This is a genomic window from Arthrobacter rhombi (assembly GCF_039526245.1).
Classification (GTDB): domain Bacteria; phylum Actinomycetota; class Actinomycetes; order Actinomycetales; family Micrococcaceae; genus Arthrobacter_H; species Arthrobacter_H rhombi.
In genome coordinates this window covers 36,022-57,279 of record NZ_BAAAIV010000011.1, presented here as the reverse complement: position 1 = coordinate 57,279, position 21,258 = coordinate 36,022, and the positions used below count along the sequence as shown (strand labels likewise).

General features: G+C 67.4%; 22 protein-coding genes and 2 riboswitches. Of the genes, 8 read left to right on the top strand and 14 right to left on the bottom strand.

Annotation, left to right across the window (positions count from 1 at the left end; all coding sequences use genetic code 11):
* Positions 1-45 precede the first annotated feature (45 nt).
* From ABD088_RS09705 to ABD088_RS09675, 7 genes are all read right to left on the bottom strand, one after another.
* Positions 46-1,263 carry a molybdopterin molybdotransferase MoeA gene (locus tag ABD088_RS09705; protein ID WP_343901729.1) on the bottom strand — a complete coding sequence of 406 codons (1,218 nt, stop codon included), beginning with the start codon at positions 1,261-1,263 and terminating at the stop codon, positions 46-48.
* Positions 1,263-1,535: a DUF6457 domain-containing protein gene (locus ABD088_RS09700; RefSeq protein ID WP_343901728.1), complete on the bottom strand. Its 273-nt coding sequence runs from the start codon at positions 1,533-1,535 to the stop codon at positions 1,263-1,265. The genes ABD088_RS09705 and ABD088_RS09700 overlap by 1 nt, the downstream gene beginning before the upstream one ends.
* A 22-nt stretch (positions 1,536-1,557) precedes the next feature.
* Positions 1,558-2,313, bottom strand: a complete 756-nt coding sequence (gene mobA, locus ABD088_RS09695; protein WP_343901727.1) for a molybdenum cofactor guanylyltransferase — start codon at positions 2,311-2,313, stop codon at positions 1,558-1,560.
* Positions 2,310-2,807 carry an HNH endonuclease gene (locus tag ABD088_RS09690; RefSeq protein WP_343901726.1) on the bottom strand — a complete coding sequence of 166 codons (498 nt, stop codon included), beginning with the start codon at positions 2,805-2,807 and terminating at the stop codon, positions 2,310-2,312. The genes mobA and ABD088_RS09690 overlap by 4 nt, the downstream gene beginning before the upstream one ends.
* Before the next feature lie 283 nt (positions 2,808-3,090).
* Positions 3,091-4,077, bottom strand: coding sequence for a C40 family peptidase (locus ABD088_RS09685; protein ID WP_343901725.1), 987 nt, complete (start codon positions 4,075-4,077; stop codon positions 3,091-3,093).
* A gap of 6 nt (positions 4,078-4,083) precedes the next feature.
* Positions 4,084-4,260, bottom strand: a riboswitch (cyclic di-AMP (ydaO/yuaA leader).
* 133 nt (positions 4,261-4,393) lie between these two features.
* The gene (locus tag ABD088_RS09680) at positions 4,394-5,425 is read right to left on the bottom strand and encodes a M23 family metallopeptidase (protein ID WP_343901724.1); all 1,032 of its coding nucleotides are present in this window, start codon (positions 5,423-5,425) and stop codon (positions 4,394-4,396) included.
* Position 5,426: 1 nt separating this feature from the next.
* Positions 5,427-5,604, bottom strand: a riboswitch (cyclic di-AMP (ydaO/yuaA leader).
* A 99-nt stretch (positions 5,605-5,703) separates the two neighbouring features.
* Positions 5,704-6,399 (bottom strand): iron-dependent transcriptional repressor DtxR, encoded by a 696-nt coding sequence (locus ABD088_RS09675; RefSeq protein ID WP_343901723.1) that lies wholly within the window; start codon positions 6,397-6,399, stop codon positions 5,704-5,706.
* Between the two features lie 178 nt (positions 6,400-6,577).
* Between ABD088_RS09675 and serC the strand changes: the two genes are divergently transcribed.
* Complete coding sequence (gene serC, locus ABD088_RS09670; protein ID WP_343901722.1) at positions 6,578-7,699, top strand: phosphoserine transaminase; 1,122 nt, start codon at positions 6,578-6,580, stop codon at positions 7,697-7,699.
* Between the two features lie 71 nt (positions 7,700-7,770).
* Here the strand turns inward: serC and ABD088_RS09665 are convergent, their stop codons facing one another.
* On the bottom strand, positions 7,771-8,385 hold the full coding sequence (locus ABD088_RS09665) for a DUF3027 domain-containing protein (protein WP_343901721.1): 615 nt from the start codon (positions 8,383-8,385) through the stop codon (positions 7,771-7,773).
* Between the two features lie 2 nt (positions 8,386-8,387).
* On the bottom strand, positions 8,388-8,771 hold the full coding sequence (locus ABD088_RS09660) for a cold-shock protein (RefSeq protein WP_343901720.1): 384 nt from the start codon (positions 8,769-8,771) through the stop codon (positions 8,388-8,390).
* A 196-nt stretch (positions 8,772-8,967) separates the two neighbouring features.
* Here ABD088_RS09660 and ABD088_RS09655 point away from each other — a divergent pair, with 196 nt between their 5' ends.
* From ABD088_RS09655 to ABD088_RS09630, 6 genes are all read left to right on the top strand, one after another.
* Positions 8,968-9,195: a hypothetical protein gene (locus ABD088_RS09655; protein WP_343901719.1), complete on the top strand. Its 228-nt coding sequence runs from the start codon at positions 8,968-8,970 to the stop codon at positions 9,193-9,195.
* 86 nt (positions 9,196-9,281) lie between these two features.
* Positions 9,282-9,992, top strand: coding sequence for a response regulator transcription factor (locus ABD088_RS09650; protein ID WP_343901718.1), 711 nt, complete (start codon positions 9,282-9,284; stop codon positions 9,990-9,992).
* 9 nt (positions 9,993-10,001) lie between these two features.
* On the top strand, positions 10,002-11,489 hold the full coding sequence (locus ABD088_RS09645; RefSeq protein WP_343901717.1) for a sensor histidine kinase: 1,488 nt from the start codon (positions 10,002-10,004) through the stop codon (positions 11,487-11,489).
* Positions 11,490-11,608: 119 nt separating this feature from the next.
* Positions 11,609-11,899, top strand: a complete 291-nt coding sequence (locus tag ABD088_RS09640) for a WXG100 family type VII secretion target (protein ID WP_343901716.1) — start codon at positions 11,609-11,611, stop codon at positions 11,897-11,899.
* 40 nt (positions 11,900-11,939) lie between these two features.
* The gene (locus ABD088_RS09635; RefSeq protein ID WP_343901715.1) at positions 11,940-12,284 is read left to right on the top strand and encodes a hypothetical protein; all 345 of its coding nucleotides are present in this window, start codon (positions 11,940-11,942) and stop codon (positions 12,282-12,284) included.
* 31 nt (positions 12,285-12,315) lie between these two features.
* Entirely contained in the window at positions 12,316-13,218 is a 903-nt protein-coding gene (locus tag ABD088_RS09630) for a DUF4031 domain-containing protein (protein ID WP_343901714.1), read from the top strand.
* A 233-nt stretch (positions 13,219-13,451) separates the two neighbouring features.
* Here the strand turns inward: ABD088_RS09630 and ABD088_RS09625 are convergent, their stop codons facing one another.
* The 4 genes from ABD088_RS09625 to ABD088_RS09610 all read right to left on the bottom strand — a co-directional run bounded on the left by ABD088_RS09625 (position 13,452) and on the right by ABD088_RS09610 (position 17,892).
* Entirely contained in the window at positions 13,452-14,486 is a 1,035-nt protein-coding gene (locus tag ABD088_RS09625; protein ID WP_343901713.1) for a hypothetical protein, read from the bottom strand.
* 375 nt (positions 14,487-14,861) lie between these two features.
* Positions 14,862-16,490: a chaperonin GroEL gene (gene groL, locus ABD088_RS09620; RefSeq protein ID WP_343901712.1), complete on the bottom strand. Its 1,629-nt coding sequence runs from the start codon at positions 16,488-16,490 to the stop codon at positions 14,862-14,864.
* Positions 16,491-16,833: 343 nt separating this feature from the next.
* Positions 16,834-17,541, bottom strand: coding sequence for a LytR C-terminal domain-containing protein (locus ABD088_RS09615; RefSeq protein ID WP_343901711.1), 708 nt, complete (start codon positions 17,539-17,541; stop codon positions 16,834-16,836).
* Positions 17,542-17,595: 54 nt separating this feature from the next.
* A complete protein-coding gene (locus tag ABD088_RS09610) occupies positions 17,596-17,892 on the bottom strand; it encodes a DUF3263 domain-containing protein (RefSeq protein WP_343901710.1) in 297 nt (98 codons plus the stop codon).
* A 146-nt stretch (positions 17,893-18,038) separates the two neighbouring features.
* On the opposite strand from ABD088_RS09610, the gene ABD088_RS09605 reads away from it, so the two are divergent.
* Positions 18,039-18,761 carry a uracil-DNA glycosylase gene (locus ABD088_RS09605; protein WP_343901709.1) on the top strand — a complete coding sequence of 241 codons (723 nt, stop codon included), beginning with the start codon at positions 18,039-18,041 and terminating at the stop codon, positions 18,759-18,761.
* A gap of 21 nt (positions 18,762-18,782) precedes the next feature.
* Here the strand turns inward: ABD088_RS09605 and ABD088_RS09600 are convergent, their stop codons facing one another.
* A complete protein-coding gene (locus ABD088_RS09600; protein ID WP_343901708.1) occupies positions 18,783-21,113 on the bottom strand; it encodes a threonine/serine exporter family protein in 2,331 nt (776 codons plus the stop codon).
* Positions 21,114-21,258: the final 145 nt, after the last annotated feature.

Here is a 21,258-nt window from a genome sequence, read left to right as displayed (position 1 = left end):
CTCCGCTGCCTCGCGGGCGCGGCAACAGCGCCGGGCCCGGACATTTCACCGACCGTACCACGGCAGTGGAAGGTAGCCGACCGGACCACCGACGGCAACTCCCGCGGGCGGGACCACCAGCACCACGTCGGCTGTGGCCAGTCCGCGCATCATGGCCGAACCGGTGTGCTCGGACGGCACCAGCACCTGCTTCCTGGCCCGGTCATCCCAGCGGGCCGGCAGCAGGCGGTGGGAGTGTCCGGCCCCGCGGATCTCCTCGCCACTGCTGGCGGTGGAGGGGAACGACGGCGGCTGCCCGCTGGCCGCTTCCAACAGCGGTTCCAGCAGGGTCACCATGGACATGATCGCTGCCAGCGGGTTCCCGGGCAACGCGACCAGCAGCCGTCCATCCGGCAGACGGGCGAGCATCGCCGGGTGTCCGGGGCGCATGGCCACCGAACCGATCAGCGGCGTGGCCCCCAGCTCTTCGGCGGCGGGCCGCAGGTGGTCGGCGGGCGAATGACCGGTCCCCCCGGTGCTGACCAGCACGTCCACTGCCCGGGCCGCCGGGGAGTCCAGTGCATCGAGGGTGGCCCGGCGGTCATCGCCAATGCGCACCGTATCCACCAGGTCTCCGCCGAGGGCAGCGATGCAGGCGGGCAGGACGGGTCCGAAGGTGTCCCTGACCTGGCCCGGCTGGGGTATTCCGGAGGTGACGACCTCATCGCCGGTGAGCACCAGCCGGATCCTGGGTCCCGCGGTGACGGGCAGCGTATCGTGCCCGCCGACGGCGGCGACGGCGATCTGGCCGGGAACCAACCGGGTCCCGGCGGCCAGCAGCTGCTCGCCCGCGGAGGCCTCGCGTCCTGCCGGGCGGATGTCGGCACCGGGCAGGGGCGTCCGCGAAGCCGTCAGGAGCCCTGTGTCCGGGTCCAGCACCGAGTCCTCCTGGCGCAGGATCGCCGTCGTGCCCGGTGGCACGGTCTCCCCGGTGACGATGGCACGGGCAGTTCCCGAAGCCAAGGATGCCGGGACTTTGCCGGAGGTGGAGTGCGGAGGGGTGGGATCACCGGGCTGCCAGGGTCCCGGGCCGGCGACGGCCCAGCCGTCCATGGCGGACGAGGCGTAATGGGGCATGGTGTGCAGGGAGGAGACGTCGCGGGCGAGCACGCGTCCTGCGGCGCGGGCCAGCGGGACGTCCTCGCCGACGCGTTTTCCTGCGGTGAGGGCCTGGCCCGCCTCATAGGCGATTCGGCGGGCCCCCTGCCAATCGGCTTCGTGCACTACTGGTCGGAGCCGCGGCGGTCGAGCAGCTGGTTGACCCGGCGGCTGGCCCCCTCCATCGAAGCCGCTTCGCTGGCCATCTCTGCTCCTGCGGCCAGGCCTGCGGCATATCCGGCGATGTACGTCGTCACCGGTGCTGCGGGGCGGATGACCGAGTGGGCGGCGACGCCGGCCATGGCCAGGATGGCGTCCACATCGATGGGTGCGTCCGCGATCTCCAGGCCCTCCAGGAGTTCGGACACCCACGCGTCCAGCTCGGGTATTTCGGACATCCGTACCTCCTGTTGTGGCTGGCTAAGGTGCCCCTTCGGGGGCAGACGGCCGGGCGATGCCGGCCTTGTCGGCGTCTTCCCACGTGTCGACGTCCGCGTAGTCCACGCCGTCGAGGGACACCCTGACTATCTGCACCTTAGCAAGCAGTCGCATCATCGAGGAGTTGGCGAGGCCCTCGCCGGGTTTTTCGGCGGCTTCGATGGCGCGCAACAACGCAGCGGTCTCGATGACACAGCTCAGGGGCTGGAGTCTGCCCTGTTCGTCAACGGGTACCCAGGCCCTGCCGAATTCGGCCAGCGGCATGGTCGTCTCCCCCGGCGCGCCGGGAGAACCAACCGCAGTCTGCGGGGTGGTGTCCGTGACGTCGCCGGCGTGTTCGACGGCGTACTGCACGATCGCCGCGGCCACAGGTCCGGGGGCAATGAGGTCGGCGGCAAGAATCAACGTCAGCGGCGCGTGTTCCCCCGCCGGGGGCACTTCGTCGGCGGCACCGTCACCGAGCGCGCGCATGCCGGCAGCCACGGCCGCCGCCGGTCCGGCGAAGGCCGGGTACTCCCGGGTCAGCGTGATGATCTGGCCGGCATCCGCCTCCGCTGCATAGTCGGCGATGACCGGGTTCAACTCGGTGGGGCCCACCACGGCAATGCGTTGCGCCTCCGCGGTGGCACGGAGTGCATGGTCCAGAAGCGTGGCCCCGCCGTGGTGCAGGAGCGGCTTGTCGGTTCCCCCGAGGCGCTTGCCCCGTCCACCGGCGACGACGATGGCGTCAAAATTCATGCTGCCCTTCCTGCCAGGAAATCCGTCCATTCGGGAGCGGGACGTTCCAGCTCGGTGATGAACCACTGTAGACCCCGCGGGCTCGTTGGCCTCACCCTCAGGGTCCAGCCCAGTTGACGCAACGTCTTGTCCCCTTTGGTGCTGTTGCATCCCAGGCAGCAGGCCACCAGGTTCTCCCAGCTGTTGGCTCCACCCCGCGACCTCGGCATGATGTGGTCCACGGTGGTTGCCGCCTTGCCGCAGTACCCACACCGGCGTCCATCGCGGCGCAGCACCCCACGCCGGGTCACGTTGACCGCTTCACGGTAGGGAACCTTGACGTAGCGATTGAGCAGGATGACCGAGGGACGGCCCAAGACCATTCGTGGCGTGGCCACCGGCTCGCCCACCTCGGCCAGGACGCTGGCCTTCCCCGTGAGCACCAGCAGCAGTGCGCGGCGGAAGGTCACCACCGCCAGTGGTTCGTATCCTGCATTCAGTACCAGGGTTCGCATCAGCGTTCCTCGTCGTGGAGTGCACCCGGACCGCCTAGCCAAGCCGTCTGACCCGGGCGCCGTGCAAGGGCCATCGGGCACCAGCCTAAGCCCGGCGGGACCACCCTGGGGAGTGCGGCGCGGCTCCCGTTGCCATGTCCTTGGCGTCCCGGGTTCGTGTTCACGTCGCGTGCCCCGGCGGTTCAGCGACCGGTTCGGAGCCGTTCACCGGCGACACGAATGCGTTTTAAACCACGGGAGTCCCCACCCAACTGGGTGAGGACTCCACTAGATGTGTTGTTGCTTAGCGGGCCAGCGTGTAGTAGCCGACCAGCGGGGCCGCGTAGGGGCCCGTGGTGTCGCGGACGACGGTGCCGACGCTCGGGTTCTGCGCGCCGATCATCTTGCCGCCACCGATGTAGATGCCGACGTGCGAGTCGTTGCTCTGGAAGACCAGGTCGCCCGGCTGCGGGTTGGAGGTGCGGACGAACTTGCCGGAGGCACGCTGTGCGCGGGCGTTGTGCGGCAGGCTCACGCCGGCCTTGCCGTAGACGTACTGCACGAAGCCGGAGCAGTCCCAGCCGCCCGGGGTGGAGCCGCCGAAGACGTACGGGGTGCCCAGGTAGGACTTGGCCATGCTGGCGATGCTGGAGTTGCCGCCGCTGACTGCTGCGGGGGCTGCCTCGGCCGTCTTGGTCACGGTACCGGCGGATGCGGTGGTGACGTTCGAGCTGGAGGTGGACGCGGAGCTCGAGGAGCGCTGCGGGGTGCTGGAGGTCGAAGCGGAGTTCGAGGTGCTACGCGAGGTGGAGGCCTGCGGGGCAGCGGCTTCCTGGCGGTTGGAGGCGGCTTCCTGAGCGGCTTCGCGCTCGGCGGCAGCGTCCTGGGCAGCCTGGCGACGCTCTGCAGCGGCTTCACGCTCGGCCTTGTCCTTGGCCTTGGCCTCGGCCACTGCTGCGCGGTGGGCAGAGCCGTCGGTCGACTTGATCGGGGCGACAGCGATCCTGATCGAGTCGGCCGCCTTCTTGGTGGCCGGCACGGTCACGGAAGCCGGGGTGGCCACGGACGCACGCTGGATGTCGGTGACGGGGGCCTTGTCGGCGGCGCGGGCTGCCGTGGTGGCCTGGGCCGGAACGCCGAGGGTCAGCACGAGGCCGGACGCGGCGGCAATGACTGCAGCCTGGCGGCCGACGGAGCCGGCGTTGGAGGACACTGCCTTGGAGATGGACCCCAACGGGTTGGTGCGGACGGGCATGGCGCGGTGGCGGCCCAGGGCTTGACGCTTAGTCATGTATTGATTACCTCTCCCAATGCCTACGAGGTGAGCTGTCGGATTCGAGTGGGAGTCACTCGGTGTCAGGTCCAGAGAACGGACCGTGACACTTAACCCCAAGGATCCTTGTGGACCCGAAATGTGGTTCCCCCGCTACTGCCAAGCGATGATTTGCGAACGGACCTCGGGCAGTGGCAGTATTCGGCAATCTGCTCGAGTGCGCCTGGCCCCTATGCGGCCTGGCACGTCGACAACTTTATATGAAACGGCTGTAAAAGTCACGTTCCGGTCACGAAACGGTTATTTCCCGATCACGGCCCGTGATTTGCAGGGCTCAGAGCCACCCTGCAGGGTCCACGGCGTGACCGTCGACCAGCACCTCAAGGTGCAGATGGCAACCGGTCGAGTTGCCGGTCGTGCCACTGATGGACACCACGTCCCCGCGCTTGACCTTCTGCCCCACCGCCACCTTCAAACTGGTGTTGTGGTTGTAGGTGGTTTCCAGGCCATTGCCGTGGTCAATGCGCACCCGGTTCCCCGAATGCCCGGCCATCTCGGCCTGGACAACTGTCCCCGAGGCCGATGCCTTGACAGGAGTTCCACAGGGAACGCCGTAGTCCTGGCCAATATGGACCTGTGCACCCTCACCGGTCGGGTTGGCCCGCGCACCGAAGGGGGAGGTGATCCGCACGTGGTTGACCGGTTGGGCCAGCACGCCGTGCGTGTCGATGGTGTTGATGTTCCCGCCGGAGGCAGACATCAGGTAGCTGAGCTGGTCGTCCTTGCTGAAGCTGCTGGACACCGAAGCGCGGACGATTGAGTAGTCGTCGGTTCCCGGGACGTTCACGTCGGCGACCTGTGCCGCCGTCTCGTGGGCGACGCGCTCGGCGGGCGCCTCGTCGCTGCCGACCAAGGTCGGGTAGGCGGCGGCCAGCGCCAGCCCGGATACCGCCGCAACGGCGGCGAACCGATGGCTCCAGGCCAGGACCGGACGCTTCGCGGCTTCCCCACCGCGCGGCTTCCGGGAGGGTACGGCGGGACGGGCCTCAGCGGCTACCGCCCGTGTACCCTCGGGCAGACCGATGACCGTCGCATCGAAACTTCCCCGGTTCCTGACCGAGGCGGCAGGCGCCTGCGCAGGCGTGGCGTCGGCCAACAGGGGGATGATGTCCGCCACGGGAGCGGCGGGGTCGAGATCGGCTAGGGGTACAACGGACTCACGGCGAGCGGGATGTGCCGTGGGGGCGTATCGCATGGCGCCGTCGAAGCGGCGCGGCAGGTAACAGCCGGCGTCGGGTGCGGCGGCGGGCTCAGTTGCCTCGGGGGCGACGGCAGCACGACGACCTGAACGCTTGTGATCTGTCAAAGGGACCTCTCATGGGCGCCTGCGGAGTTAGCTGTCGGATTCGGGCCGGTCAGGCCCGGCCGCACACAGCCGGGCTGCGATGCGGCTTCACCCCGAGAGGGCCGGCGCCGGGACATCCCGGCACAACGGACCGCAAAAAATTGGGTTCTCCACCCCTGCCTGTCAAGCGAACGGACCCGTTCCGCAGGCAGGATCAGGCGGTCGGAAGGGGTGATCGGGACGAATCCCCATCTGTTACCAACGGTATCTTAATCGAATACGAAGTAACAGTTCCGTTATCAAGCGTCCCGGGCCACGAAGACGTGGGCGCTGACCTCCACCGGCAGCTCCAGGGCTCCTTCGATGCCCTGTACCCGCACGACGACGTACTCGCCGGCTCGCTCCAGGGTGACCTGTGCACCCGGGCGGATTCCGCCGTCGTTCAGTTGTGCCAGCAGTTCCGGGTCGACCTGGATGGCCTCGGCCAGGCGTTCGACGGCGACGGGCCCGGTGTTCCCGGCCAGCAGTGCGGCCTCGAGGTTCTGTACGCCGAGGGCGAATTCATGGGCTGCGGGTCCGCCGAGGATCTCCAAGCCGGGGATCGGGTTGCCATAGGGCGAATCCGTGGGCTGGCCGAGCAGGTTGTAGAGGCGCTTCTCCACGCGCTCGCTCATCACGTGTTCCCAGCGGCAGGCCTCGTCGTGGACGTACTCCCATTCGAGCCCGATGACGTCGGCCAACAAGCGCTCCGCCAGGCGGTGCTTGCGCATGACCGAGGTGGCGCGTTCGCGTCCGGCGGCCGTCAGCTCCAGATGGCGGTCGGGGGTCACCACGACCAGCCCGTCGCGTTCCATCCGGGCCACCGTCTGGGAGACCGTGGGGCCGGAATGATCCAGCCGCTCGGCAATGCGAGCGCGCAATGCCGTGATTTCCTCTTCCTCGAGTTCCAGAATGGTCCTCAAGTACATCTCGGTGGTGTCGATCAGATCTGTCACTGCGTGGCACTCCTGTAGGGCGGGGCGATGGACGGTGGACCCGTGGATCCAACTCTACCTGCGTTAACAATGCCGACGGGTTTCGGCATTCCCCCCGCCCGTGCGGGACCATTGAAGCCGGGTCGCGGCCGAAAGACCAGACCCGCACCACAGAACACCCCGATGGCAGGAGCAGAACTTGACCGATTCGCTGAGCATCCCCGCAGCCCTTCTTCCCGCGGACGGTCGCTTCGGTGCCGGGCCCTCGAAGGTCCGCCCCGAACAGCTGGAGGCGCTGGCCGCGGCCAACCCCACGATCCTGGGGACCTCACACCGCCAGGCCCCCGTGAAGAACCTGGTCGGCAGCATCCGCGAAGGACTCTCCACCTTCTTCAACGCCCCCGACGGCTACGAGGTCATCCTCGGCGTCGGCGGTTCCACCGCTTTCTGGGACGTCGCCTCCTTCGGACTGGTCGAGCAGAAGGCCCAGCACCTCTCCTTCGGTGAATTCGGCTCGAAGTTCGCCAAGGCCACCGACAATGCCCCCTTCCTGCAGGCCTCCTCGATCATCAGCTCCGCACCCGGGACCCGCCCCGAGCCCGTCGCCGAATCCGGGGTGGACGTCTACGCTTGGCCGCAGAACGAGACCTCCACCGGAGTGGCAGCCCCCGTGCGCCGGGTCAGCGGGGCCGACGACGGCTCACTGGTGCTGGTGGACGCCACGTCGGCTGCCGGCGGGCTGGCCGTCGATGTCTCCGAGACCGACGTCTACTACTTCGCGCCCCAGAAGAACTTCGCCTCCGACGGCGGTTTGTGGCTGGGCCTCTTCTCCCCCGCCGCGCTGGAGCGGGCCGAACGCATCGGTTCCTCCGACCGCTGGATCCCCGACTTCCTGGATCTGCGGACCGCCATCGACAACTCGCTGAAGAACCAGACCTACAACACCCCCGCACTATCCACGCTGGTGACCCTGAACGCGCAGGTCGAATGGCTCAACGGCCAGGGCGGGCTGGACTGGGCCGCGGCCCGCACCGCGGACTCGGCGCAGCGCGTCTACTCCTGGGCCGAGGCCTCCGCGGTCGCGACCCCGTACGTGGTCAACGCCGACGAGCGGTCCAACGTCATTGCGACGATCGACTTCGACGAATCGGTCGACGCCACCCGGGTGGCCAAGATCCTGCGCGCCAACGGCATCGTGGACACGGAGCCGTACCGCAAGCTGGGCCGGAACCAGCTGCGCATCGCCACGTTCGTGGCCATCGAGCCGGACGACGTCAGCGCACTGACCGCCTGCATCGACTACGTGCTGGAAAACATGTAGCACCGGTCAAGGCAACGGGCCGCGGTTCCCCGGATGGTGGGGAGCCGCGGCCCGTTGCGTAGGTGCAGGTACTACCGACGACGACGGCGGGAACGACTACGCCGGGGCGCCTCCTCGGCTGCGTGTTCGGCGTCGACCAGTTCCTCGTCGTCCTCGACGACTTCATCCGGCTCATCGGGGGTCGCAGCGGTGTCGACGGTCTCGACGTCGGTGCCGCCCTCGGTGGGCCCGTTGCCACTCTCGGTGTCGCCTGCGTCGTCCGGGGCGCCCGAGGAGGCATCGTCGTCGTGCGTGGCAGGGGACAGATCCCCGGTGGGCTGATCGCCGGGGGCCTGACCGGAGGCTTCGGCCTCGGCCGCCTTCTGGGCCTCCAGCTCCTCCGGGCGCACCCGATCGGCCCAGGGCACCCATTCGGGGGCCAATAGCGCGCCGTCGCCGGGCAGCAACCCGGTCTCGCAGACGGTCGGCACCTTCCCGCGCGGGACGCGGCCCAGGGTCACGTACCAGTTCCAGCCGGCGTAACCGGGCAGCTTGGCCTCGAACCGGTGGGTGAGCACGCGGTCGTCATCGGCGGTGCACCCGAGGTGTTCGCCCACCTGGGCAGGCTCCACGGTGTCCAGCAGCGTGCTGCGGGCCAGGTCGACCCCGGCGCCCAGCACCGCATCGATTTTCGGTGCCCGTGCCATACTCAGGCGTCCATGTCGTCGGCGACGCGGCGCAGGACTGCAGCCACCTTGGTCGCGTGGCTTTTCTCCGGGTAGCGGCCCTTGCGCAGTCCGTTGGAGACGCTGTCGAGGACCTTGATGAGGTCTTCGATCAGGATCGCCGTGTCCTCGGCCGGCTTGCGCTTAGCGCGCACGACCGACGGGGCGGCGTCCACGATGCGGGCCGAGAGCGCCTGTGCACCCTTGCGGCCCTGGGCCACGCCGTATTCCATCCGCGTACCGGCCCGGACGTCAGTGGTGCCCTCGGGCAGCGCGGAGGCATGCAGGTACACCTCCTCGCCGTCGTCGCCGACCAGGAACCCGAAGCCCTTCGAGGCCTCAAACCACTTCACTTTGCCAAAAGGCACTGCACTTACCTCGTTCTCACGTACCGGCGGCGCCTAGCTCGTTGGCTGCGCCGCGTCTGGATTCCCGGCCCGCACTCGCACCGGCAGCGTCTGCGCGCGGGTACGACCAAGCCGGGGAAGTCTATTTCCCTAGGGTACGGCATGGGAACGGCGCCACGGACTTTGACGCCCGTCGTGACGCTGATAATTTGACGGGGTGAATACCGTCGAATCCCCCGCCACCGCGCAGCGGGTCGTCACCGTGCTCGCCTCCGCGGTCGCCGTCGTCTCGATCCTGTCCTTGGCTTTCGTGCTGGTGCAGTACATGGTCGGCGCCACTCCGTTCACCGCGCTCATGGCCGTGGGACTGTACGGACTGCCGGTGGCCTTCCTGCTGCTGATCGCCCTGCTGCTGTTGCGGATCCGGGAACGCCGCCGGAGCTGACGACGGGCACCGATGGCCCGCGAAACCGCCAGGGCACACATCGGACACCCAGAAAACTCCCAGACTTTGCACGCACAATGTCTGATATGACTGAGAAACCTGCGGAAGCCAAACTCCTGGTCGTCGACGACGAACCCAACATCCGCGAACTGCTGTCCACTTCCCTTCGCTTCGCCGGGTTTTCCGTCGTTGCCGCTGCCAACGGGCGTGAGGCACTGGCCGCCGTCGAAAAGGAACTCCCGGACCTCGCCGTCCTGGATGTCATGCTTCCCGACATGGACGGCTTCACCGTCACCCGCAAGCTGCGCGCCGCAGGACGCCACTTCCCGGTGCTGTTCCTCACCGCACGTGACGGGACCGAGGACAAGGTCATGGGCCTGACCGTCGGTGGCGATGACTATGTCACCAAGCCGTTCAGTCTCGACGAGGTCGTGGCCCGGATCCGTGCCGTGCTCCGCCGGACCCAGCCGCAGGACGAGGACGACGCGGTGATCCGCGTCGACGACCTCGAGCTCGACGATGACGCCCACGAGGTCCGGCGCGCCGGCGAAATAGTCGACTTGTCCCCCACCGAATTCAAATTGTTGCGCTACCTGATGATGAACCCCAACCGGGTGCTCTCCAAGGCGCAGATCCTGGACCACGTCTGGGAATATGACTTCAACGGCGACGCCTCCATCGTGGAGTCCTACATCTCCTACCTGCGCCGCAAGATCGACGCCCGGGAGGACTGGCCGGCGATGATCCAGACCAAGCGCGGCGTCGGTTACCTGCTGCGCTCCGCCGACCGACGCTAGGCTGCCCGGGTGCGTTCCCTCCCCCGCCTGCTGCGGCAGGTCTCCCTGCGCTCCAAGCTCGTGGCCCTGATGGCCATCCTGATGATGTGCGGGGTGCTCGTCACCGCCCTGACCGCGTCGGCCTCGCTGCGTCTGACGTTGCAGGACCAGATGAACAAGGACCTGACGGACAACAGGGTGGCTCTGGCCAACATCATGTGGTCCTCCTGGAAGAACCAGGAAGCGCCGAGCGAGGGCGCCGCCCTGGAGTTCAACAGGTTCCGCGGCACGTTGCGCGACAACAACGGCAAGGTCCTCTACGAGCTGCCCCACCCCCAGCACAGCGACGGACCGGTTGTGCCGACCATGACCATCAATCAGGTCCGCCAACGATCCTCGCCCTACACGAATGTCAAGGGTTCGGAAGCCGGCTCCCAGGGATGGCGCTCCGGTGTCTACCCGTTGAGCAATAACAGCGGCTACGTGGTCGTCTCGCTCCCCCGGAAGGCCGCCACGGACACTGTGTCCATGGCGACCAAGCTGGTGGTCACCAGCGGGACGCTCGTCACGCTGGTCATGTCGATGATCGCCTACGGCATCACCGGCCGGGCGCTGCGACCGCTGGTCCGGGTCGAACGAACGGCCGCGGCGATTGCCGCCGGCGACCTCTCGCGTCGTGTCGAGGACTACCCGCCAGAGACGGAGGTCGGCCGGCTATCGCGCTCGTTGAACGCCATGCTGGCCCATATCGAATATGCCTTCCGCGGCCGGGCCGCGTCCGAAGGAAAGATGCGGCGCTTCATCCAAGATGCCTCCCACGAGCTGCGCACACCATTGGTCACCATCCAGGGGTACTCCGAGTTGTACCGCCACGGCGGTCTGACGGACCAGGAGCAGCTGGGAACTGCCATGGGGAGGATTGAGGGCGAGGCCAAGCGCATGGCCCAACTGGTCGAGGATCTGCTGACATTGGCCCGGCTGGATGAACAGCGTCCCCTCGAACGTCAGCCCGTGGACCTGTTCATGCTGGCCTCCGACGCAGTGGAGGATGCGCATGTCAACGCCCCGGAACGGAAAGTGACGCTCGTCGGACTCGAGGGCCCGCAACCCAGCAGTGCGCCCACCAGTGGCGACGAACAACGGTTGCGCCAGGTCGTGGCCAACCTGATGACCAACGCCCTGCGTTACACCCCGACGGGTTCCCCCCTGGAGGTGGCGGTCGGCGTCCTGCCGGTCATCGACGGCCGATCCGATGCCGTGCTGGAGATCCGCGATCATGGTCCGGGAATCTCCGAAGAGGATGCAGCGAGGGTGTTCGAGCGCTTCTACCGCGCCGACAGCTCACGGCAGCGCGAAACGGGTGGGACCGGTCTCGGCTTGGCGATTGTTGCCGCGATTGCCGCCCAACATGACGGGTCCGTCCGCCTCAGCGATACCCCTGGTGGCGGTGCCACCATGGCCATCCGCCTGCCGCTGGTCCCCGCCGACGATCCCTCCACGGACGACGGCGACGACTGAGTTATCCACACTCTGCCCCCGGCCGTCCCACAGGGGCCGCCGGGGCGGCATCGTGGCAGTCAGGACGCCGCCCAGCGTCCCGGTCGCGACGCGGCCCGTCATGCGAGGCAGGAGTGGCCATGAGCAGCTTTTCGGCAAACACTGAGGACATGCGCGGTCGCGCACAAGCCGTCCAGGGGACGATCGAGCGCCTACGCGCCGAGGTCAACACCATGCAGTCAGGACTGCGCGACCTGGAGTCCTCATGGCACGGTGCTGCCGCCAGCAACTTCCAGGCGGTGGTCGCCGATTGGCGGGCCACCCAGATGAAAGTCGAGGAGTCCCTGACGGCCATCAATACCGCCCTCAGCCACGCCTCCCAGCAGTACGACGAGGCCGAGGCCGCCAACGCGCGTATGTTCACCTACTAAGCGGTTTTCGTGTCCTCAGGCGTCCGTGTCCTGGGCGGGCTTGGCCGCACCGTTACCCGGCATCGCCGACCTGACCGACTTCACGCTCGAACCGGTCCGAGACGTCATCGGCCTCTACCCTCCGGACGTGGCCATCAACGTGGACATCCGCTTCTTCGTACTCGACACCGGACCACACGGCGTGGTTCTCCCCCGAACACTTCCACCTCGTCGGTCCACCGGTCACCCAGACACCCCGATCCTGGCCAGCGTGGACACCTCCGACTACGAGACCACCGCGAACCTGCTCGCACGGGCGCGAAAAGCCGGAAACCGGCGCCTGTGCACCGGCGATCCTCGAGGGCCGGGACTGGCGCCGCGCTACCCCTTGGGCGACACTGCCTGACCCGCCCCACCGCCGCGAGTAATCTGGGCCCATGGCCATCCTCATCGATCCCCCGCTCTGGCCCGCCCACGGCACAGCGTTCTCGCATCTGGTCTCCGACGTCTCCGTCGAGGAGCTCCATGCCTTCGCCGCGGCCGCCGAACTCACCCACCGGGCCTTTGACCGCGACCACTATGACGTCCCGCGCCAGCGGTTCGACGACCTGGTCGCTCGCGGCGCACTACCGGTATCTGCCACCGAACTCGCACGACGCCTCATCCGCTCCGGCGTGCGCATTCCGGCCCGACAGCGTCCCGAACGCCTTGATGGCGTCCTCACCGACGCGTGGGACCGGCTCCTTCCCGGTCATTCCGGCATCGCCGCGCAGCTGATCACCCGGTGGTCCGAGGAACACCGGCAGTACCACGACCGCGCTCATCTGTTGGCGGTGCTGCGCGCCCTGGACCTGCTCCGTAGCCGCGGCGAGCCGGTCGGACCCCATCCGCGGGCGCCCTGGCTCGCGGCCTGGTTCCACGACGCCGTCTATGCAGGAGCCGCCGGTCAGGACGAGGAGGAATCCGCCCAGCTGGCCGAGCGCCTGCTCCCGCGCGCGGGGGTACCGGCGGACGAGGTGGCCGAAGTCGCCCGGCTGGTGCGGTTGACCGCCAGTCATTGGCCGGAGGCGGACGACGCCGCCGGACGCCTGTTGTGCGATGCGGACCTGGAAGTCCTCGCCCGTTCCCGGCCCGCCTACGCCCGCTATGCCACCGCGGTGCGGCGCGAGTACTCGCACGTCCCCGCGGCGGACTTCGCGGTCGGCCGGGCCCAGGTGCTCCGCACCCTGCTGGCCACCGAACCGTTGTATGCCACGGCCACCGGCAGGGACTTGTGGGAAGTCGCCGCTCGGGAGAACCTCACTGCGGAACTGGCCGATCTGGGGTATCCAGCCCCCTGACCGCTCGGATAGTCTTGCACTACTTCTCGTCGTCTCCAGCAGCGGTCAGAGGAACCAAAATCTGGATGTAAGGCTCTTTGAATGCCTCCGGATCCTGTAAGTAGTGGGCGGCGGCCCCGACCGTTGCTACTAACCAAAGGACGAAGTCCGGTCGTCGAGGTAGGGAAGCCGATTGCTCGAAACCTCTTCGTGAGAACTGCGTTCCCACACCCTTTCCACCTCACTCAAAGGTGTTATTCCCCCTTCCACTTACGTTGGAACCACGTAAGAAGCCCGTTTTGCGGCGGTACAGCGACGGCCTCGGCTTTCGTCACGGCTGAAGGAGGAATAGGCCGAATATCCAGACTGATGATGTCGCCCACGTCAGGTGGCTCAGTCGGTATCGGCGGCAAGGCAACGTTGGATTCTCGATAGCCGAGAATCGTGTTGCGCCCGTCCTTCACTCTTAAGTCCGACCATGCCAACCCGTCCCACGACGCCACAGCCACCACGCCGGATTCCTCCGGGTAATCCTGGACAAGATAAGTTCCCGGAACTGCTCTTGTTTCCCGAGCAACCCACAACGGACTACCGAAAACAATATGGGCTTCATCGTCGTTGCCCTCTTCAACGCCGTCCACGCGTAAGAGCATCTCGAATATGCCTTGTCGCACAAGGTGGTCGCGTCGTTGAACGCCGTCGTTGAAGTAGTAGTTTTCCAAGCCACGGAAGGTTGCTTTGGCGTCTTGCGGCGGCTCCAACTCGACCTCAAGGCTGTCACTGACCACGACTTTCGCAACAGCCTTGAGCAGCTTTCGGTAGCCGCCATCGATAGAGGGCCACCAGGTGGCTACACTTTCGGAATCAATGGAAGGAGGAATTTTGCCTGTACCGACTAGATGGGCTCTATGGCCATAGGCAAGAATCCGGAGCTTCTCCGATTGACCCAACCACCATGCCGTCTCAACGAGATCACCGTGCTCACCGGCCCAGGGCCAGGCGCTGCCACACTTTGCACTCACTCGAACGAGAAGCCACTGGCCGATCGTCGGCGGGATTTCGTAGGTCATAATCCCGTTTTGTTCTAACAATTTTCCTGCGGATTCCAGGAGGTCACGGACACCGAGCTGTCTGGAAGGAAGGCCGAATCCACCCCCGCCCAGCGGTGCCGCAACGTTGAAGCCACGCTTAGCCGGATCAAGTGCCAGTTGTTCTAGCTTTGCCGTCGATACATACACAAGATTCTTCGCCCGCACATCAGTTGTGAGCGGTTCCAATGACTGCTTCATTTCGACAGACTATATGAGGAGCGAGGAACTTCTGTCCCAGCGATCCCATGCGGTTCCGACGCATTTCACCTCGCCGGTAGAACTCACAGCGGGCTATCCCAATTGCCCATGGTCCTCTCGAGCGTCACCGCTCTGGATGGCTGAAGGGGACCACCACGCCGTCTGCCAGAGAGCGTGCCGCTCCATTACCGCTCGTGTTCAACTCGCGCTTGCCGCATCGGTCAATCAGTGATCCCATGACGAACACGCGTCAATCACTTTCGTTAGAAAAATAGAAGTTTCCGCCGACGTCAGGTTAACGCCGTCGGCGCGGCCACCTCCATGAGGTGACCGCGCCGACGTCGTACTACTGGATAGACTGGAGCGCCCGGGTGGCTAGAAGCCGCCCATGCCGCCCATGTCATCGCCACCGGGCATGGCCGGAGCGGCCTTTTCCGGCTTGTCGGCGACAACGGCCTCGGTGGTGAGGAACAGGCCCGCGATGGAGGCAGCGTTCTGCAGGGCAGAGCGGGTGACCTTCACCGGGTCGTTCACGCCGGCCTTGAGCAGGTCCTCATAGACGCCGGTGGCGGCGTTGAAGCCGTGGCCCGAGGGCAGGCCCTTCACCTTGTCGGCGACGACGCCCGGCTCCTGGCCGGCGTTGAAGGCGATCTGCTTCAGCGGGGCCTCGATGGCGACCTTGACGATGTTGGCGCCAGTGGCCTCATCGCCTTCCAGGGTCAGCTTCTCGAAGGCCTTCGCACCGGCCTGGATCAGGGCCACGCCGCCGCCGGCGACGATGCCCTCTTCCACTGCTGCCTTGGCGTTGCGCACTGCGTCTTCGATGCGGTGCTTGCGTTCCTTGAGCTCGACCTCGGTAGCAGCACCGGCCTTGATGACTGCAACGCCGCCGGCCAGCTTGGCCAGGCGTTCCTGCAGCTTCTCGCGGTCGTAGTCCGAATCGGAGTTCTCGATTTCGGCGCGGATCTGGTTAACGCGACCGGAGATCTCCTCGGCGTCGCCTGCACCTTCGACGATGGTGGTCTCGTCCTTGGTGACGACGACCTTGCGGGCCTGGCCCAGCTGGTCCAGGGTGGCGGTCTCGAGGGAGAGTCCGACCTCCTCGGAGATGACCTGGCCACCGGTGAGGATGGCGATGTCGGCCAGCATGGCCTTGCGGCGGTCACCGAAGCCCGGGGCCTTGACGGCCACTGACTTGAAGGTGCCCTTGAGCTTGTTGACGACCAAGGTGGCCAGGGCCTCGCCCTCGATGTCCTCGGCGATGATCAGCAGCGGCTTGCCGGACTGCATGACCTTCTCGAGGATGGCGACCATGTCCTTGACGGAGGAGATCTTGGAGTTGACGATCAGGATGTACGGGTCCTCGAGGACCGTTTCCTGGCGCTCGGCGTCGGAGACGAAGTAGGCCGAGAGGTAGCCCTTGTCGAAGCGCATGCCCTCGGTCAGCTCGAGGTCCAGCCCGAAGGTGTTGGACTCCTCGACGGTGATGACGCCTTCCTTGCCGACCTTGTCCAGGGCCTCGGCGATGAGCTCGCCGATCTGGGAGTCACCGGCGGAGATCGACGCGGTGGCGGCGATCTGCTCCTTGGTCTCGATCTCCACTGCGGAGTCGAAGAGCTCGGCGGTCACGGCCTCGACGGCCTTCTCGATGCCGCGCTTGAGCGACAGCGGGTCGGCGCCGGCGGCAACGTTGCGCAAGCCTTCCTTGACCAGGGCCTGTGCCAGCACGGTGGCGGTGGTGGTGCCGTCGCCCGCGATGTCGTCGGTCTTCTTGGCGACCTCCTTGACCAGCTCGGCGCCGATCTTCTCGTACGGGTCGTCCAGCTCGATTTCCTTGGCGATGGAGACGCCGTCGTTCGTGATGGTGGGCGCGCCCCACTTCTTCTCGAGGACAACGTTGCGCCCGCGCGGGCCGAGGGTCACCTTGACGGCGTCGGCCAGGGTGTTCAGACCCCGTTCGAGGCCGCGGCGTGCTTCCTCGTCAAATGCAATCATCTTGGCCATGGTGGCTAGTGGTCCTTTCGGGACGGTCATGCGAGTTCATGAACCAGCTGAAACGCCCGCGACGGACGGGCGGGGCCCTGCGTTGTCTGAACGCCGTGCCCACTACCCTCGCTGCAACTGATCCGGGGTTCACCCGGCATATGTGGCTGCGCTGCACGGGAGCGGATTCGATCCGCACCGTGTTTAGCAGTCCCCACACCCGAGTGCTAAGTCAATTATTGGCACTCCCCACCCGAGAGTGCAAGCCGTAGGCGCCGATTTCGCTAAATGCATGGCAGATACTTGGCAGAGCTGAGCCGTCCACCCGGTTTCCGGGTGGCCCTGCGGGAGGGGCGGGTGGTTCCTAGAAGTTGGAGCCGAGGACGACGGCGATCTTCCCGGGGATCTGCGACGTCTGGTAGAGCGCGTTGATGCCCAGGGCACTGGCGGCCTTCTGCGCGGTCGCCTTGTCCGCATCGGACGCGTAGTAGACGATCGACGTGTTGACCTTCTTGGTCCAGTTTGCCGAGCTGGTGTTGGTGAACCCGGCACCGGAGAGCGTGTTCCTGGCCGAGGCCGCCAGCCCGGAGCGCCGCGAGCCGTTGAAGACGCCCACCTTCGTGGACAGGTCAGGTGCGGCGTTGGCCTTGCTGGACGAGGCGGCAGCTGCGGCACTGGACGACGCGGCGGCCTTGGATTCCTTCGCCGCGGCTGCGGCTGCGGCCTTCGAGGAGGAGGAGGCAGCTGCGGATTCGGAGGCGCCGGCATCCTCGGAGGCGCTGACCGAGGCACTCTGCGTCGCGGAGGAGGCGCCGGCGTCGTCCGTGGCAGCCGGGGAGGTGGTGGCGCTGGAGGATGCGGCTGCGGTGGTGGCGACCGGATGGCCAGTCAACTGTGGCAGCACGAAGAAGCTGAAAAGACCCACGACCAGGGCGAGGGCACCGAAGGCGATGATCCAGCCCAACGGGGAGCGGCGCGCGGTCACGCCGGCGGCCATGGCCTGGCGGTGGACACCCTTGCGGTTGGTGAATTCCGGGACCCTGTCGAACTCGTCGTTCGGGTGCTTCGTCATCGCTGTCCTTGGTTCCTTCGGTGCGTCAGGCAGGTGGTGGCGGGGCCTTGCGCCCTAGGCGTCCCCGGCCAGCCGGCGGGCGCTGCGGGCGCGGTGTCTCGTCGATCGAAGTCTACGCAATCTTTTGACCAACATCGGGTCATATGCCAGTGCGGCGTCCGTGTCGATCAGCGCGTTGAGCAGCTGGTAGTAGTTCGCCGCCGACAGGTCGAAGAGCTCCCGGATGGCTTGTTCCTTGGCCCCGGCATATTTCCACCATTGGCGCTCGAGGGCCAGGATCCGCTGGTCGCGTTCATCCAGGGCACTGGTCTCGTCGACGTCGAACTCCAGTTCGCCGGCCTGAACCGCCATGATGTGCCTCCTTGGGCCGTCTCTGCTCCTGCGTCCCGCCGTCCGGTAACCACCGGTGCGCGGGGTCTTCCCCACCCTCCATGATAGGGGTGAATGACATCGATGTCATTTGGTGTGCGGCGCGTCCCGCCGGGCAGAATGGGGCCATGGACACCGATGCGCCGCAGACCCCCTGGCCGATGGCACCGGATTGGGCCCGGGCCCTGGAACCGGTGCTGCCCCGGCTGCACGAGGTCGAGGCCGAGGTGTCACGGCGCCGTGCGGCCGGCGAACTGGTCCTGCCCACCCCCGGGCAGGTGCTGCGCGCCTTCCACCGGCCGATGTCCGAGGTCAAAGTCCTCATCCTGGGCCAGGACCCGTATCCGACACCGGGGCACTCGATCGGGTTGGCCTTCGCCGTGGACGCCGCCGTGCGCCCGCTGCCGCGCAGCCTGGCCAACATCTTCACCGAATATGTCGCCGACACCGGCCACCCGTTCCCCGCCACCGGCGATCTCACCCCCTGGGCGGACCAGGGCGTGCTGCTGCTCAACCCGATCCTCACGGTCGCCGCCGGGGACACCAATTCACACCAGAAACTGGGCTGGCAGGAGATCACGACGGCCGCGCTGACGGCACTGGCCGCACGGGACGCACCGCTGGTGTCGATCCTCTGGGGACGGCACGCCCAGCGGTTCGAACCCCTGCTGGGAACGACGCCGGTGATCACCAGCGCGCACCCCTCTCCCCTGTCGGCACGGCGGGGCTTCTTCGGCTCGCGCCCCTTCACCCGCGCCAACGACCTGCTGGCGGAGCAGGGGGCGGCCCCAGTGGACTGGCGGCTCCCGGGCACCCAACCGGAGGCCGAGCAGACGTTGCCCGGGCTGTAGCGCCCCGTCCACGCCGCACGGTCAACGGCGGCGGATGCGCCGACGCTCGTGGGTGTTCCAGCCCTTGGTGAAGGGCCGGGCGACGGTATCACCGAGCACGACACCTCCGGCCACCGCCAGGATGATGGTGAACGCGTTGAACATCTGGATCAGGCCCACCGACATGTCACCGGCATCGATGGTGATCCCGTACATGGCGCGGAAGATCATCAGACCCGGCAACAGGAACGTCACCGCGGGGACGGCGACCACCAGCTGCGGGGCGCCCATGCGCAGCGCAACCCAGCGCCCCAGTCCACCGACCACCACGGCGGCCACCGCCGGGGTGAGCCGCTCCCCCACGCCGAACTGCGCGGCCAGCAGATAGGCCAGGTAGCCGGTCATGGCGACGCCAGCGGTGGGCAGAACCAGCGAATGCGCCGTCTGTTCGAACACCGCAACACAGGCGACGGCGACGAAGACCAGGAACACCAGGAAGGGCTTCGGGTAGTCGATCTGGGCCACGTTCGCCACATCCAGGCGTTTCATGCCCAGCATGGTCCCGGCGACCAGCGCCGCGGTGATGCCCGCGATGATCGCCCCGTAGATCAGCATCGAGGAGAAGAACCTCCCCGCGGCGGTGACCGGGAAGCCGTTGATCGCATCCTGGACCGCCGAGACGAACCGCGATGAGGGCAGCAGCAGCATGATGCCGCCGGCCACGACCACCGCCGGGGAAATCGGGGCATCGACCGCCCACAAGAGCATGGCAATCGCCGTCGTCACGGCCGAGCCGAGTCCGATGGTGAAGAACTCGGGGACCCTCCAACGGCCGACGGTATCCATGATCTGGGTGATCAGGCAGAACGAGACGAAGCCCAGCAGGGCCCCGAGCCAGCTGCCGCCGATGAAGACCACGAAGGCCGCGGTGAACCCACCGCCGCCTGCAGTGGCCATCCAGCGCGGAAACGGCTTGGGCTGACGCAGGATCTGGTGCAACCGATCGGCGGCCTGCGTGCGCGTGAGCTCGCCGGCGACGATGTCCGCCACGAGCCGGTGCAGGTTGGCCAGGCCACGGTAGTTCCCGGTCCAGGAACGCACGACGCGCAGCAGCGCGACCGGGTTCTGGTCTTGTGGCGCGTAGTTGAGGTGGATGGACTGGTTGGTGATCTCCACGTCGACGTTGCGCAGCCCCAGCGAGGCGGTCACGGCAATGACACTGGTCTCGGCCTGCAGGGCACCGGCCCCGAAGCGGAACATCGCCTCAGCCATGTCCAAGGCGAACTCCAGGGTCTGGCGGGCGTTCGCATCGAATTCCGGAGCCTGCTGGATCGTCGGGTTGGCATACGGGCTGCCCACCAGGCGGTCCACGATCGAGAACGCCTGCGTCGGTGGCGATTCGGTGTGCATGATCTTGGAGAACATGCGACGGGCCGCGGGGTTGGCCTTGCTCGCTGCCCGCGCCACGCCGGGCAGCGGGTTCACCGGGCGCGCCGGTGCCTTGGCGGCGCGGGGCGGGACGATCTGCTGGGCGGCGGTCTGCGGCCCGGTGCGGGCCTCCGGCGGCACGAGGCTGCCGACACGGGCGACCGCGGGGTCGATGGGCACCGTACTGGTCGTCGGAGGCGTGGAGGGGGCAGGCTGGGGGCGCCGGGCTGCCGGGATCTTCCAGGCAGTGGGCTTGCGGGTACCGCCGGGGGGCGCGGCCGCGGTACTGCCGGTTCCGGGCGCGGTGGAGCGGTTCGACGGCTTGACCGGGCGGCCTGGCCAACCGGGGCGGGTCTTACGTCCTTTGCCGGTGGGGGTACCGGGCGCCGAAGTGGTCGGTGTCCCGGTGGATCCGGTGTCGACGGCACGACGGGGCTCCGGCGTTTCCGTGCGGGCCGGGGCTGAAGCCTCCGACCCCGAAGGCGTGGCGGATGACGGGGCACCAGCGGCCGGGGGGGCTTCCCGTGGCGGCTCCACGACGGGCACTTCGGCGGTCCGCGGCGTCACCCCATCCCAGTCGGGCTCGGTCTTGGAACGGTCATCGGGTGAGCCCGGCAGATCCACGCTGCCGCTGGGCAGCACGTGGTCGGTGCGCGGGCGCGCCTGCTCGTCGGCCGGGGCCGGTTCGGGGATGTAGGCCAGGGCACCGGTGGGCTCGGTCTTGACCCAGTCCTCGTGGAACCCCTGGCCCGCGTCTGCATCCGCGGCGACGTCGGCCTCGTCGTCCTCGGACGCGCGGGAACCGCTCAACCCGAGGCGGCTGAGGAAGCCGACGGGTTGCTTGATCTCGGACGTCTGGATCCGCGGCATCGACCCGGCTTGCGGGTTCGGGTCCTCCGGGCGCCCAGTCTCGACAGAGGGCTCCGGCGTCTCGCGGTCGGGCACGAAGTCTCCTGTTCTGACGGGGTGTTCCGCAGCCAACTCTACAACCGCGGCGGCCCCCGCGAGAGGGCCTTCGGCGCGGGTGTGTCCAACGTCAAACAGCGGCTGCGGACGCCGACCAGGCGTTCGGTTGATCCCGTGCCGCCTG

Coding starts and splice junctions, on each gene's coding strand:
- ABD088_RS09700 (WP_343901728.1), bottom strand. CDS start 1,535: ATGTCCGAAATACCCGAGCTGGACGCGTGGGTGTCCGAACTCCTGGAG.
- mobA (WP_343901727.1), bottom strand. CDS start 2,313: ATGAATTTTGACGCCATCGTCGTCGCCGGTGGACGGGGCAAGCGCCTC.
- ABD088_RS09690 (WP_343901726.1), bottom strand. CDS start 2,807: ATGCGAACCCTGGTACTGAATGCAGGATACGAACCACTGGCGGTGGTG.
- ABD088_RS09685 (WP_343901725.1), bottom strand. CDS start 4,077: ATGACTAAGCGTCAAGCCCTGGGCCGCCACCGCGCCATGCCCGTCCGC.
- ABD088_RS09665 (WP_343901721.1), bottom strand. CDS start 8,385: ATGGCACGGGCACCGAAAATCGATGCGGTGCTGGGCGCCGGGGTCGAC.
- ABD088_RS09650 (WP_343901718.1), top strand. CDS start 9,282: ATGACTGAGAAACCTGCGGAAGCCAAACTCCTGGTCGTCGACGACGAA.
- ABD088_RS09640 (WP_343901716.1), top strand. CDS start 11,609: ATGAGCAGCTTTTCGGCAAACACTGAGGACATGCGCGGTCGCGCACAA.
- ABD088_RS09630 (WP_343901714.1), top strand. CDS start 12,316: ATGGCCATCCTCATCGATCCCCCGCTCTGGCCCGCCCACGGCACAGCG.
- ABD088_RS09625 (WP_343901713.1), bottom strand. CDS start 14,486: ATGAAGCAGTCATTGGAACCGCTCACAACTGATGTGCGGGCGAAGAAT.
- groL (WP_343901712.1), bottom strand. CDS start 16,490: ATGGCCAAGATGATTGCATTTGACGAGGAAGCACGCCGCGGCCTCGAA.
- ABD088_RS09615 (WP_343901711.1), bottom strand. CDS start 17,541: ATGACGAAGCACCCGAACGACGAGTTCGACAGGGTCCCGGAATTCACC.
- ABD088_RS09610 (WP_343901710.1), bottom strand. CDS start 17,892: ATGGCGGTTCAGGCCGGCGAACTGGAGTTCGACGTCGACGAGACCAGT.
- ABD088_RS09605 (WP_343901709.1), top strand. CDS start 18,039: ATGGACACCGATGCGCCGCAGACCCCCTGGCCGATGGCACCGGATTGG.